The following is a 13,681-nucleotide window of genomic DNA, read 5'->3' on the forward strand; positions in this document are numbered from 1 at the left end:
GCCTGCTGGGCGGCAGTATCCGCCACCGCCCTCCCGACCCGCTTTGCGGCTGAATCGCCGCAACACGTCGCTAACGATTTCTTCCCTTCATCCAATTTTTTCGCGTTGGGCAGCTTGAAGCATTTGCCGAGTAGCCCAACCCAACTACGAGACCACTACTGTGATCGACAATCTTCGCAACATCGCCATCATTGCTCACGTTGACCATGGCAAAACCACCCTGGTCGACAAGCTCCTGCGTCAGTCCGGCACTCTGGAACGCGGCGAGCTCAACGACGAGCGGGTGATGGATTCGAACGACCAGGAAAAAGAGCGTGGTATCACCATTCTCGCCAAGAACACTGCGATCCGTTGGAACGACTACCGCATCAACATCGTCGACACCCCCGGCCACGCCGACTTCGGCGGCGAAGTAGAGCGTGTAATGTCGATGGTCGACTCCGTGCTGCTGCTGGTCGACGCTCAAGACGGCCCTATGCCGCAAACCCGCTTCGTGACCAAGAAGGCCTTCGAAGCCGGCCTGCGTCCTATCGTGGTGATCAACAAGGTCGACCGTCCGGGCGCGCGTCCTGATTGGGTGCTGGACCAGATCTTCGACCTGTTCGACAACCTAGGCGCCACCGAAGAGCAGCTGGACTTCCAGGTCGTCTACGCCTCGGCCCTGAACGGCATCGCCGGTCTGGATCACACCGACATGGCCGAAGACATGACCCCGCTGTACCAGGCGATCGTCGACCACGTACCGGCCCCGAAAGTCGATATGGACGGCCCGTTCCAGATGCAGATCTCCGCTCTGGACTACAACAGCTTCCTCGGCATCATCGGTGTTGGCCGTATCGCCCGTGGTCGCGTCAAGCCGAACACCCCGGTCACTGCCATCGACATGCATGGCAAGAAGCGTAACGGCCGTATCCTCAAGCTGATGGGTCACCACGGTCTGCACCGTGTCGACGTCGAAGAAGCCACTGCCGGCGACATCGTCTGCATCAGCGGTATGGATGAGCTGTTCATCTCTGACACCCTGTGCGACCAGAACAACGTCGAAGCGATGAAGCCGCTGACCGTTGACGAGCCGACCGTTTCCATGACCTTCCAGGTCAACGATTCACCGTTCTGCGGTAAGGAAGGCAAGTTCGTCACCAGCCGTAACATCAAGGATCGTCTAGACAAGGAGCTGCTATACAACGTAGCCCTGCGCGTTGAAGAAGGCGACTCGGCCGACAAGTTCAAGGTATCCGGCCGTGGTGAGCTGCACCTGTCGGTACTGATCGAGAACATGCGCCGCGAAGGCTTCGAAATGGCCGTAGGCCGTCCGGAAGTGATCATTCGTGACGTCGACGGTGCCAAGCACGAGCCGTTCGAGAACGTCACCATCGACATCCCGGAAGAAGCTCAGGGCAAGGTCATGGAAGAGATGGGCCTGCGTAAGGGCGACCTGAGCAACATGGTCCCGGATGGCAAGGGCCGTGTGCGCCTTGAATACAACATTCCGGCCCGTGGCCTGATCGGTTTCCGTAACCACTTCCTCACCATCACCAACGGTGCGGGCATCCTGACCTCGATCTTCGACCGCTACGACGTGATGAAGTCCGGCCACATGTCCGGCCGTCAGAACGGTGTATTGGTTTCGGTCGAAACCGGCAAGGCACTGACCTATTCGCTGGAGACCCTGCAGGCGCGCGGCAAGCTGTTCGTCGAGCACGGCCAGGAAATCTACAACGGTCAGATCGTCGGCCTGAACAGCCGTGACAACGACATGGGCGTCAACCCCACCAAGGGCAAGAAGCTCGACAACATGCGCGCATCGGGCAAGGATGAAACCATCGCTCTGGTTCCGCCGGTGAAGTTCACCTTGGAGCAGGCGCTGGAATTCATCCAGGACGACGAGCTGTGCGAAGTGACCCCGAAGTCGATCCGTCTGCGCAAGAAGATCCTCGACGAAGGCGAGCGCAACCGCGCTGCGAAGAAAGCCAAGAACTGATATAGGTTTTGGTTACTGAAAGCCCCCGCCGGCGAGAGCCGGCGGGGGCTTTTTGCTATCTGGCGAAAGAGTATTGACCGAGTCGATACGGTTGGCGCCCGGCTTCGCGTCTTGACCCGATACAGCCGGAGGTCTGACTAACCTTAGAGCTATCGATATGGGGCAAGCTTGCTATGCGTCTTGACGCGTTCACCAATTATTTGCAGATATCTAACTCGTCGCAGCTAATCCAGGCTTGAATTATCTTGTCTTTTGCGGTGTAGTATTTGATCTTATACCAAAAAGAATTGCTTTCAGTCTCGGTGAAGTCCGTTAAGATTACTTTGTCACCGGTTACTAAATACATCGTTGTCGCTTGATCGAAACTTGGCGCTTTGTACAGTATCGCTTTATGGGATGTGACGACTGTTGATAATGGCACGCGCTGGTTATGGTTTGAGTCGTTTGTGACGAGTAGGTGCTCCACTTTATCTTCCAGTAAGTGAACCGTTCTCTCTATATAATCACATCCGAGGCAGCTGTCCGTGACCTTAAGAACTGGGTCGCCGCTTTCTATTGCATAGATATCTTCGTGCCATTTCGCTCCGCTTCTATAGCGGCTGATTATGTAGCTGTCTTCCAGAGTATAATTGCAGATCGGCTTTGAAATACTTTTAAATTTAGCAAAAGAGATTCGAATTGAGTCGTATCGGTATATTGCTGAGCAAGTGTTAATGCTGCCTTCTTCGGCATGGGTCAATATTAATTCTGGAATTCCATCTCCTGTCAGATCTTCCAGTGAGGCCTCCGAGTAACCATTTGCTATCGACTCATGCATGCCCTTCGGAAAACCAATGCGTTCGCATTCTTCCTGTTTGCATACTTTTACCGGTGATGAGGGTGAGCCAGTCAGAACGAGCTTCAGCCCGTCTTTAGATAACTTGTCTATTTCAGCTTCGTTTGCCGCCAAGTAGTTGACTGTTGACATAGTGAAGAGCGTTTGTACAACGCCAAAGCACAAGATCATTTTCCAGAAGCGTCTAGGATGTAAATCTAGCTTCATTATTCAAGTCTCCATTCTTTTTTAATCGCCTCAAATATCGCCTTGCGCTCATCTAGTCCATTGTCGCCACCGTTAACGGCTAGGGTGACGAGTTCGACGTTGTCCTTTTCGTGCTCAATTAATATGTTAATGTCGCCTTTCGCATTGTGCTTTTTGTATACGCCACCGTTTTTTCTCCAGAACCAGCACGATACGTCTATAGCGTTGTACATGTCAGCAGCGATTAGGTCGGGTACTGACGTAAAGTCTATTCCTCTATACTTGGAGTAGGTGGCGTAGTTCTTTTTCCACGTCAGCTGGAGTAGCCCTTTTCCTTTATATTTGGGTCCATCTCCGAATGTAGTATTCCCGTTGGCTTCTGCATCCCGGTGTCTCCCCGGGTTGTATCCGTCTCCTGAGGCAAACTCAATTGTTGTTTCAAAGTGGGCCGACTCATGGAAGCACTGTGCCAAGAAGTGGGCTTTTTGGTAACCCGTAATGATGCCGTGCCTTATCAGGGCGGCATTCAAAAGATTCACGAACTCTTTTTTATCGAAATCGTAGATGGCAGGGTAGCGTTCTCGGAACATCGTGATAAAGCGTTGGGACCCACCACGCCCAGTAAACCAGGCCCCGGGCTTGCTTAACATCTTCTCTAGGAAGGGAACGGTTATCTCCTCCGCTTTGGGTGAAGAAAGGCAGCTGGAAAGCCCAAGTGCGTTGATGTGCCATCCCTTCCCGTTCCCACCGATCCCGTGTTTTTCGGCTAGATCGCTCCACCAGCTCAGCTTCTCGATTCTCTGCTTTTCCTTTTTCCAGATCGGATTTGGCGTTCCAGGCTCTTCCTCCAGTAACGGATCCAGCTCATCCCATTTACTTTTTTCCCAGAACCATTCGCTTTCATGTCCGGTGATCAACTGTCCGAGCAGTTGCGCCTGCCAAGGTTTGGCTAGGGCAGCACGGATTTCCCGGCTGCTCAGTGTGCCGTCCTTGTCTGTGTCGACGATGTCATGCAACCGGGCCAGCGTGAGGATGGGGCCACCGTCTGCCTTGTTGATCTGGGCGCGGTAGTTTTGCTGTTCTTCCGCGCTCAGCAGGCGGCGGGCGTTGAGACTATAAGCAAGCCTCTCGACAGCAGTCCCGGTTTCCTCGACGCAATGGAAGCCTTCCCATTCCCAAGGGCTATGGCGGGTAGTGATCAGCTCTTGTTCGGCGAGCCAGCCATCGATGGGGTTGCCGTTTTCGGCGATGAACAGACCGTTCAGTCGCCACCATGTGGTTGTGCTTGCTGGCGTACTGCCTTCGGCAGGGATGGTGACCTGAATCTTGTGCGAAGCCGGCAATCCATCCAGCAGCGTTTGCGGAATTAACAGGTCGACTCCGACTTGCGAGCCTTCATCGCTGAGTTTGGGTGGATTCTCAGCACCTGTGCCCTCTCGATGAGCGATGAGTTTGCTGGCGCCTTTATAGACCTTGAGCAGGGTTTTCTGGTCGTCTGGCAAGCGGCTGGCCCAGGCGCGGCTTCGGGCGATGAACGCAGGCACATCGTCGCAGCTGAATAGTTCGACATGGACCATGTGCTGGGCGGCGCTGTCGTGGTTCTGGTACAGGCCTGGATGGCCGATCAGATCACCGGCCTTGATCGGCAGCCCACTCTCGAGGACGACTACCTTGTCGTATTCCGTTGGTTCGCTGTGCGGTTTGAGCAAACTGGTGGATACATAGCCGGGCAGTTGCCCTTCATCCTCAGCAGCCAGCGCGGGCTGTGCCGTCCCGCTGATGATGCTGATCAGCTTGCTGAATTCGCCTTCCGTTTCGCCAATGGTGATTTTGGCACCCTTGCACAGCTCTGACAGCTTGGTGCTGTTCTTGCTCGGGCCTGCGCGGACGCTCAGACCGTCCTTCTGCGTATTCACGGTATAGCGCTTGGTCTCCCAGAAGGCGGGGCGCGGCAGGTCCGGTTGCGCTTGGTAGCCTGCCCAGTCCAGCAGGTGCATGTACAGGCTGTAGAGGGTCAGGCTTGGAGGAGTTTGTCCGTCGGTAATGCTGCCGTCGGCGTTCTTCAGTGGCGGTGGCTGGAGGCTGTGCTTGACCAGCACGAATCCCGTGGAAAAGGGCGCTCGTTTCACGCGCGGGATCTCGTCAGTGAATTCGCTGACCTGGTAGCGCTCGTCGATGCGGTAGGCAATCACTTCGCCATCGGCTATACAGCGCACGCTCGACTGATCGAAAAATGCCGCCGTGCCCTCGTCGAAATGTACACCGCCGTGCCATAGGCCATTCTCCCCAGTGGGGTAGTAGCCACCCTTGGCGTTGGCCATATGGGTCATCAGCTGCAGTGGATTGCTGTTCGGTTCCTTGCTGGGAAACGGGTATGCCCAGTTGATCAGCTTGTGTTCGACCATCGATGCTTCCTTACTGTTCGAGCTGGCCTGACGGCCGCCCCTGTCCTTTTCTAGCCTGAGAAACTGAGAGAGCGCTTGCGTTTGCTGGTTACCTTGGCTCCCTCGCCCGGTGGTGCCTGTTCCAACAGGCTCCCCGCTTTATCCCTATCTGCCATTCCCGGCAGCAGCGGCGGCTTGATCTTGATTCCTGCTCCCTTACCTGGCGCACCACCGGCGTTGATCTTGATCATCGGGCCGCTGACGGTGATGCCGCCGGGGTCGAGCTTGATAAAGCTGCCGCCTGCTTTCAGGGTCAGTTCGATGCCGGCTTCGATGACCATCTTCTGGCCGGCTTTTAGGTGAATCTCGCGGCCGGCTTTGGTCAGTTGTGCGGTGCCGAGCTTGATGTGCTGGGCCTGGCCGACGGTGAGGTGATCTTCGGGTTTGGCTTCGACCTTGCGGTGGCCGACGACGGTCAGGTGTTCTTCGGCGCGGAACTCGCTGTAGCTGTTCTTCTCAACGGTGTCGTGGCGTTCATGGCCGACTCGGATCTTCTGGTCGTGCTCGATGTTTTCGTCCCAGTCGCGCTGGGCATGGATATAGATTTGCTCGGCGCCCTTGCGGTCTTCGATGCGCAACTCGTTATAGCCGCCACCACTGGGCGCGCTAAGGGTCTTGAAGACGCTGCGGGTCTTGTTGGCTGGCAGGTCGTAAGGGACCTGATGCTCCTTGTGGTACAGGCAACCGGTAACAAGCGGCTGATCAGGGTCGCCTTCCAAAAAGGTGATCAGCACCTCCATCCCAACGCGTGGGATGGCTATGCCACCGTAACGGTCGCCTGCCCAGCTTGAACTGACGCGTAGCCAGCAGCTTGTCTTGTCATCAGCTTGGCCGTGGCGATCCCAGAAGAACTGGACCTTCACGCGGCCGTGTTCATCGCAATGGATCTCTTCACCGGCCGGGCCTGTGACCACAGCGCTCTGGCTACCGAGCACCGTAGGCTTGGGGTGGTTCAGGGGAGGGCGGTGAGGGATATCCCAGGGCGTCGCGGTGAAGCGGTTGCGGTAGCCTTGGGTAAAATCTGTGCTTTCGCCTGATTGCGTAACCGACTCCTCCAGCACCTGAGGCTGTTTGCCTTCGTGAAGCACCTCGGTGAGCAGCCAGAGGTCATTCCATTCACGGCGCGGGTGATCTGAGATTTCCAGTAGGTGCCCGCTGACCAGCCGTGGCTGGTCGCTTCGGCCTTCAGCCAGTCGGTAGTCGGCGCGGTGGCGTTCCAGGGACCGCTGAGATAGGTGCTTGCCCCGTGTGCGATCAGTGAAGCGGCCCGGGTAGTCATAATCTTCGAGGTCTGGCTCCGGCAATTTTTGCCCGTCTACCGGCTGCCCCTTCTGCGTGGCCTCCATCACCAGGCGTGGCTGTTGGAAGTCGTAATCGCGCCGGCTGACGCGGTTGGTGCGGGTCTCCAGGCGCACCGAGAAGCGTTTGATCACCGGCTCGTCGGCGACCAGCCCGCTGTCCTGCAGGTACGCGGTGGGCTGGCCGAGTTTCGGGAAGCTCGTCTGGTCATCACCGAACACCAGCACATGGCCCTGTGCGCTGTGCTCAAAGTGATAGTGGATGCCTTCTTCTTCACACAGACGCTGGACGAAATGCAGGTCGGTTTCGTCGTACTGAGTGCAGTAGTCACGCTCGGGATAGATCACCTGGCCGAGCTGAAATCGATAGGCGTCCGCTTGAATGCCGTGACCTTCGAGCACCTGAGCGATGATCTGCGGAACGGTCAGATGTTGAAAGATGCGCTGATCGGTGCGGTGCGCGAGGTAGGCCAGTTGCGGAACGAGGGTCACCTGGTAGCGGGTCAAGCGTTTGCCTGACTCGCCCTGGGCGACGCGATAGATCAACCCATTGATACCGTTGCCTGCCGGCGAGAGTGCTAGGAAGGCTGGCTGGTGCAGCAGGCTTTGCAGATCCAGATCGGCGTGCTCGCTGACAAGCTCCAAGTCGAAGCGGTAGGGCTGGCTGATGGCCTCGCGACCGTTGAAGGCGAGTACCTGCAGGTCGTGATCGATGCCTTCGATGGTGAGGCTGAAATGGGTTTCATTGGCCGCGTTGAACATGGCGCTTCCTTGTTTCCTTTCATCCATGGGCGCGCCCGAACCAGCGCTGCAGGCGGCTTGGTGCGGGGCGGCGGAATATATCCAGCAGTTGGGTCAGGCTCGCTGTGCGCTGATCAGCATCAAACGCCAGCGCTGTCTGCAATGTGAGCCAGCCATGAGCCAAGTGCGGTGGGCGTCGTAATTCCTTGTCGAGGGCCAGCGCTTTTGCCTGCTTGGAACTTAGCCGTCGGAACGGGTGGCTGCCGCTGGCCATTTCATAAAGCAGGCAACCGAGTGCGTATATATCGCTGGCTGCTGATGGCTCGCCGCCGTCCAGAAGCTCAGGGGCTGCATAGCGCGTGGTCCAGGCCTTGAATCGGTTGCGGGACAGGCGAGGCAGATTCTTCAGCACGCCTTCGAGCGGCTGGCCAAGCCCGTAGTCGAACAAGCGCAGACCATCCTCCGCCAGTATTACGTTGCTTGGTTTGATGTCACCGTGAATGACACCGCGGCTGTGGGAGTAAGCCAAGGCTTCGATCAGCGGCACGGCGATTTCGCGTAACTCGTCCCAGGTGAGGCCTTCGGGACGTTCGCTGAGCAACTGGTCGAGCGTCGGTCCCTTGAGCAGTTCGAGCGTAATGAAGGCGCGCTGGCTGAGGGCGTCCACGTCAAAGCCGAACAACCGCACGACGTGGCGATGGCTTAGACGTGCGGTCAGCGCGAACTCGGTATAAAGCAGCGCGTGTGCGTCGGGGTACTCGGTGAACTCGTCGCTCAGGGTTTTGACGGCGATGTAGGGTTCCGGGTCGCCAAACTGCTCACGCAGGAGGTCCCGTGCGCGGTAAACGGCGCCCATGCCGCCGACGCCGAGCAGCCTTTCGATCAGGTAGCGTCCAGCCAGGATTTCAGGCAAGTCGCTAGCGGCGGTGGCTGCGGCCGATGTGGCCAGGCTCGCTGGCTTGGCGGCCGATGCCGCGAAAGCGAAGTAGGTGAGGTCTGATGCCGGCTCTGCACGCAGGGGCTCGTTCATAGGCGGATCACCACAGCGCTCAGGTTGTCTCGACACGGGCCGTCCATGGCCTCGTCAAACAGCCGCTGCACGGCCAGGCCCGTTGACGGCGCGTTGAGCGCTGCTCCCAGGCTATCCGGCGACAGGCTTTGGTAGAGCCCGTCGCTGCACAGCAGCAAGGTATCGCCTGGATATACGTCGAACTCGAGGATATCCAGCGTCAGTTGTTCGCTGGCGCCGATGGCCCGAGTAAGGGCATGCGCTGCAGGGTGGCGCGCGGCTTCCTGCGGGCTCAGGCTCTGCTCATCGATCAGCTGTTGCAGCAGCGAATGGTCGCGCGAGAGCTGATAGAGCCGCCCGCGGCGCCAGAGGTAGCAGCGGCTGTCGCCAGCCCAGACGCAGGCGGCGCGATCGGCCTCCATCAGCAGCGCAACTACGGTGCTGCCGATTATGGGGTCGGGGCGATCAGCCGTGACTGTCAGTTCCTGTCCCAGCCTGCGGTTAAGGTCATGCAGGCAGCGGCGCAAGCTGACCAAGCGCTCGGACATGTTGCCCTCAGGCAGCATGGCGAGCTGCTCGACGATCAGACGGCTGGCCAGCGCGCCGTTGTGGTGGCCGCCCATCCCATCGGCCACCACCCAAAGGCCCTTCTCAGGTAGGTCGAGAAAAGCGTCTTCATTGCGCGCGCGAACTTTACCCGTATTGGTCCGTGCGGCGCTTCGCCAGCTGTAAGCCAGACTTGCGGTGGCTGACATCAGAGTGTCGCCGGAAGCTTGAAGTCACGCAGCCGGGCGATGTCGAACGGGTTCGGCGAGCGCTGGCTATGCAACAGGTAATTAGCGTTGCGGCCTCCCAGATTGGCCTTGAGCATGAGCACGTCGCGACCGCTGTGGTAGTCGACCTGCATCAGGTCCAGCAGACGGAACAGCGACCAGGGGCCGGAGTTCTTCTCGATGCCGACGCGGCGCCCGCCCAACTCTTCGACTACCAGGCTGGTACGGCCGTCATCTGCATCGGCTGGCCAGCTGAAGGCGGTCTGCATGATCGGGCCGTGGCGGTATTCCATCTGTTGATTGCCGAAGCGGAAGTCGGCGCGACCCAGGCTCGAATCCAACGAGTAAGGCTCGAGTTTGAAACGGATCTGCGGCTCGTTCGGGTTTTCGGCGAAGAAACTGCGGCGGATGGTTTGCGCGTTACTCATTTGCGACAGGAATTCGCGTGACAGGGGCAAGCCACGGCCGTCGACTCGACGAAGCTGATAATGGCCAGCGCTTCCGCTGACGAACGCCTTGAGGTAGCGATCAAAGAACCCGTCAGCAACGCCTTGCGCCTTGAAGAACTCCCTGAAGTCAGCGATGGCCACATCACTCTCGCTGTGGGCGCTGAACGGATAGCGCTGGCGCAGCGAACCTTTGTAGACCGCGTAGAGTTCGCTCTGGTAGCGCTGGTTGAGGTAGTGATAGGCATCGTTTAGAACGAGCGTCCAGCTGTCTTCGGCGAGGAGGCCGAGCCAGTTACCGATCGGTTGTGGCAAGCGCGCTGCGCTCGCCCGCAACTGGTTGATTGCATCACGTTGCCCGCCCATGCGCGCCTTGGCGAGTTCGAACGCGGCCTGATCAGGCGCGCTGGCGTGGGTCAGGCTAGCCAGTTGCAATTGAAGAGCGTCGAGGGCCTGCAGTGCTGGGACCAGCTCGGCGCTGGCGCCTGCGTTTTCATCGAGCAGACGATGCAGCGGTTCGAAGCGGCGCTCGAGTGTTTTGCGTGCCGTATCAGGCAGGTTCTTTGCTAACGCTGCCTGTGTTTGCTCTGCAGCGGCCGAAGCCAGCTTGGCCGCCTTGCCGAGCTTGCCGTTGGCTTCCTTGAGGGCATCGGCCGCCTCTGTGGCATCGCCGGCGGCATCGGCTACGCCGGCGAATCGGGTGTTATCGCGCACCTCGACGAGCAATTGCAGCAGCGGCGAATTGGCTGCGCTCAAGCCACTGAGAAGTGCCGCGCCCTGGCCAGCACCTGCGATAGGCTCCAGCGCCAGCTGAGCTACCGCTTCGCTCCAATAGTTGGCGTAGTCACGGAAATAGAGCTGCTCCATCTCGACCATCAGCCGTCCAAGATCTTTCAGACTCAAGCTGTCGCCTTCGCCGAGCACCCAGTTGTCGCGGAGAATCTCGCGTACCAACTCGCTGCCTTGGGCGAGATAAAACTTCTGATAACCATGCTGGGTATAAAAGCCAGGAATTGTGTAGTCGCTGCCGCTGAACAATGCGCCCTGCGGGCCGAGACGCTGACTGAACCGGTAGTCAGGCAAGCTGCGAGCCTGGTCGCGCAACATGCGATAGACGACGTTGGCTAGCGACTCGCTGCGCAGCACCTGACGTGCCTCGGTAACGAGCTGGTCGTTAAGCGCATAAGGAGTGAATCCGTCATTGAGTAGCCGCTCGAAATGGGTGTTGAGACCGTTCTGCGCGACGGCGTTTCCGGCGTAGCGCAGCGACCAGTCGGCGGCGACCCAGTCCTTGAGGAAGTCGTCGTCGCGGCGTTCTTCCAAGTTGAGCATCAGGTAGGCGCGCAGGCTGCCAAGCAGGCGCTCTCGATCAGTGAGATTGGCGCGGATTTGGGCTTCGAGCTGACGCGCAACACGAGGCAATAGCAGGGTTTGCAACTCGCGGCGGTAGGCCTGATAGACGGTGGGATCGACCAGCGCGCCCTGGTAGAGCCCGCCGCGCTGCAGGTAGGACACCTTAGCCTTATCTGGGAATACCTGGGCGGCCGCATAGCTGGTATCCAGCGCCTTGAGCGTACGCAATGCATCGTCTTGGGGAGCGATTCCCTGGAGCTCGCGACCCAGCTGGTCAGCGAGGTTGCGCAGCTGCTCGAGTCGTTCGTGATTGTCGGAGAAACCGTTTGCCCAGAGCGCACCAAACAGTGCCAGGCAGGCGAAGCTCGCGGCATACAGGGCGCGCTGACCCCAGTCGATGCGGCGTACTTCCTTCTGATCTAGGCCGGCCAGGTCCGCCTCGGGAAAAATCACGCGGCTTAGCAGATGATTAATGAAGCGCGCCCGACCGCTACGGAACGTCGGCAATGTACTGCTCGACAAACCGAGGTTGCGTCCGATGCCGCTGGTGAGCGGGTCGAGTTCACCTTGCAGCTGCGGTGCCCTGGTCAGGTAGAACCCGCGCAGTTGGCTGGCACGCTGGTAGCGGTTGCCGGAGAAGGCCAGCTCGACGAACAGGCACAGACGTTCGCCAATCTGGCCAAGCTGATGTGGAAAGTCGAGGATGCGACCCCGGCGCTGGGTGTCGCGCTCCTGGTGCATGCGCAGGATGACCTGGCTGTTGAGTCGGCGCAGCAGTTCCTCGAACTCGCCCCGGACTGCATTTACGTCGGTGCCGTCCTGCTCCTTGCGAAAGCTCGCGCCGAGGACCTGATCGCTTTCTTCGCGCGAGAGTTGATCAAAGAACTCGTCGAAGCCAAGCACCTTGTCCGCTTTACTCAGCACCAGATAAACCGGTACGTCGGCGCCGAGGCGCTGGTGAATTTCGTGCAGGCGCTGACGGCTTTGACGCGCCAGGGTCTCGAGCTCCAGTTCGCTCGAGTGCAGCAGCTGCTCGACCGGGATGTTTATCAGTACGCCATTGAGCGGCCGTGCACGGCGGCGGCGCAGCAGGCCAAGCAATGTATCCCAGGCTTTGCCGTCGACGCCCGAGTCCGGCTGAGTCAGGTAGCGGCCGGCGGTATCGATCAGCACGGCGTGGTCGGCGAAGTACCAGTCAGCGTAGCGGGTGCCTGATACATCCTTGGTCAGACGCTGGTTTTCACCGCGGTTGAGCGGGAAGTCGAGGCCGGAAAAGTCCAGCAGTGAGGTTTTGCCACTGCCCTGGGGGCCGAGCAACAGGTACCAGGGCAGGTCGTTGCGCCATTTCTCACTGCGCCCGCGGTACAGGCTCGAACTCTTGAGCGTGCGCACGGCATCGCGGTAGCGCTGGCTCAGGATGCCTTGTTCCTCACTGACCAAGCCTTCACGCCGAAGTCGCTCCTGCATTTCTTCGTCGCTGGCTTCGGCCTTTTTGCGGCGGGTGCTACGCCAGCTGGCGAATACGATGAATAGACCCCAGACCAAGCACAGGCCGGCAATGGTCAGCAGGCGGCTGGTCGAGGGCTCCCAAAATTTGTAGTCATCCACCGCCAGTAGCGGTCCGACGAACCACACCAACAGGGCCAGGGCCAGCAAGACGCATAGGCTCCATACCCAGGTCTTGCGGAAAAACGCGGCAAGCTTGCCGAAAAAAACCTTCATGGCGTTACGTCCTTGTTACGGCTTGGGCTCGATCTGAATGGTTGGATCGATGGATTGGTATGGTTGCAGGACCGTTTCGCGCTGCTCGCCCAGCACCCAGGCGAAACCGGCGTAAAGCATCCCCAGGCAGATCAGGGTGCACAGCGCGACCATCCACCACGGCACGATGCGCACCAGGCGCCGGCGGGTATCCTTCAGACCCTGCCAGTGCGGCGAGACCTCGCGCGGTACGTCGCCGCGCAGTTGACGAATCTGCCGGTAGAGGCTGTCTCGCACCGCTTCGAGTTCGAGCATGCCGCGCGGCATGACCCGGTACTTGCCCTCGAAGCCCAGCGACAGGCAGAGATACATCAGCTCCAGCATCGGCAAGTGCTTGACCGGGTTGCGCGAGAGGCGCTCGAGCAGCTGGAAGAACTTCTCGCCGCCAAAAGTCTCGTTGTGGAAGGAGGACAGCAGACTCATCTGCGACCATTCACTTTCGTTGCCCCAAGGTGTGGTCACCACAGCCTCGTCGATTGCCGTGCATAACACGTAACGGGCGGCCATCACCTGGCTGCTTTCCGCACCATCGTGCAGGGCCCGGTGTTCGAACAGCTTGAGTTCGCCGGACAGACGCTGGTTCAGCGCGAGCAGGTCTTCGCCTTCGTAGCTGTGCTTGAGCCGCACCACTTCCGAGAGCAGTGACGAGGCCGCCGCGACCAACGGGTTGAGGCTGATGTTGAAGGTTTCGGCCGGACGCAGCCGCGCTGCGTAGATCATCCGCTCTTCGAGCTGCTCGAATTTGGGTGGCGCGCTGAAGTCGGTCAGCGGGCTTTGCGCCGGAGCATCGCCGTGGCGATTGAGGATGACGGTCTTGTCGTCCTGTGCGTAGTCCATTTCTCTGATCATGTCGG

General features: G+C 59.1%; 8 protein-coding genes. 1 reads left to right on the plus strand and 7 read right to left on the minus strand.

The window, feature by feature from the left end; all coding sequences use genetic code 11:
• Window positions 1-160 precede the first annotated feature (160 nt).
• Window positions 161-1,981, plus strand: coding sequence for a translational GTPase TypA (typA, locus tag RT21_RS16355; RefSeq protein WP_045422498.1), 1,821 nt, complete (start codon window positions 161-163; stop codon window positions 1,979-1,981).
• Window positions 1,982-2,177: 196 nt separating this feature from the next.
• On the opposite strand, the gene RT21_RS16360 is transcribed toward typA, so the two are convergent.
• From RT21_RS16360 to icmH, 7 genes are read right to left on the minus strand one after another with little or no spacing between them, the layout of a single operon-like run.
• Entirely contained in the window at window positions 2,178-3,023 is an 846-nt protein-coding gene (locus tag RT21_RS16360; protein WP_046163555.1) for a hypothetical protein, read from the minus strand.
• Window positions 3,023-5,407, minus strand: a complete 2,385-nt coding sequence (locus tag RT21_RS16365; RefSeq protein ID WP_082082169.1) for a glycoside hydrolase family 19 protein — start codon at window positions 5,405-5,407, stop codon at window positions 3,023-3,025. The genes RT21_RS16360 and RT21_RS16365 overlap by 1 nt, the downstream gene beginning before the upstream one ends.
• A gap of 50 nt (window positions 5,408-5,457) precedes the next feature.
• Window positions 5,458-7,506 (minus strand): type VI secretion system Vgr family protein, encoded by a 2,049-nt coding sequence (gene tssI / locus RT21_RS16370; protein WP_046163556.1) that lies wholly within the window; start codon window positions 7,504-7,506, stop codon window positions 5,458-5,460.
• A 19-nt stretch (window positions 7,507-7,525) separates the two neighbouring features.
• Window positions 7,526-8,515 (minus strand): serine/threonine-protein kinase, encoded by a 990-nt coding sequence (locus RT21_RS16375; protein ID WP_177327097.1) that lies wholly within the window; start codon window positions 8,513-8,515, stop codon window positions 7,526-7,528.
• Window positions 8,512-9,249, minus strand: a complete 738-nt coding sequence (locus RT21_RS16380) for a PP2C family protein-serine/threonine phosphatase (RefSeq protein WP_046163557.1) — start codon at window positions 9,247-9,249, stop codon at window positions 8,512-8,514. The genes RT21_RS16375 and RT21_RS16380 overlap by 4 nt, the downstream gene beginning before the upstream one ends.
• A complete protein-coding gene (tssM, locus tag RT21_RS16385; protein WP_046163558.1) occupies window positions 9,249-12,788 on the minus strand; it encodes a type VI secretion system membrane subunit TssM in 3,540 nt (1,179 codons plus the stop codon). The genes RT21_RS16380 and tssM overlap by 1 nt, the downstream gene beginning before the upstream one ends.
• A gap of 15 nt (window positions 12,789-12,803) precedes the next feature.
• Complete coding sequence (gene icmH, locus RT21_RS16390; protein WP_046163588.1) at window positions 12,804-13,676, minus strand: type IVB secretion system protein IcmH/DotU; 873 nt, start codon at window positions 13,674-13,676, stop codon at window positions 12,804-12,806.
• Window positions 13,677-13,681 lie beyond the last annotated feature (5 nt).

This window comes from Pseudomonas sp. 10B238 (assembly GCF_000970615.1).
In the GTDB taxonomy this organism is placed as follows: domain Bacteria; phylum Pseudomonadota; class Gammaproteobacteria; order Pseudomonadales; family Pseudomonadaceae; genus Stutzerimonas.

Excerpts from the sequence above, each read along its gene's own strand:
- RT21_RS16360 (WP_046163555.1), bottom strand. The coding sequence starts at position 3,023 with ATGAAGCTAGATTTACATCCTAGACGCTTCTGGAAAATGATCTTGTGC.
- RT21_RS16365 (WP_082082169.1), bottom strand. The coding sequence starts at position 5,407 with ATGGTCGAACACAAGCTGATCAACTGGGCATACCCGTTTCCCAGCAAG.
- tssI (WP_046163556.1), bottom strand. The coding sequence starts at position 7,506 with ATGTTCAACGCGGCCAATGAAACCCATTTCAGCCTCACCATCGAAGGC.
- RT21_RS16375 (WP_177327097.1), bottom strand. The coding sequence starts at position 8,515 with ATGAACGAGCCCCTGCGTGCAGAGCCGGCATCAGACCTCACCTACTTC.
- RT21_RS16380 (WP_046163557.1), bottom strand. The coding sequence starts at position 9,249 with ATGTCAGCCACCGCAAGTCTGGCTTACAGCTGGCGAAGCGCCGCACGG.
- tssM (WP_046163558.1), bottom strand. The coding sequence starts at position 12,788 with ATGAAGGTTTTTTTCGGCAAGCTTGCCGCGTTTTTCCGCAAGACCTGG.
- icmH (WP_046163588.1), bottom strand. The coding sequence starts at position 13,676 with ATGATCAGAGAAATGGACTACGCACAGGACGACAAGACCGTCATCCTC.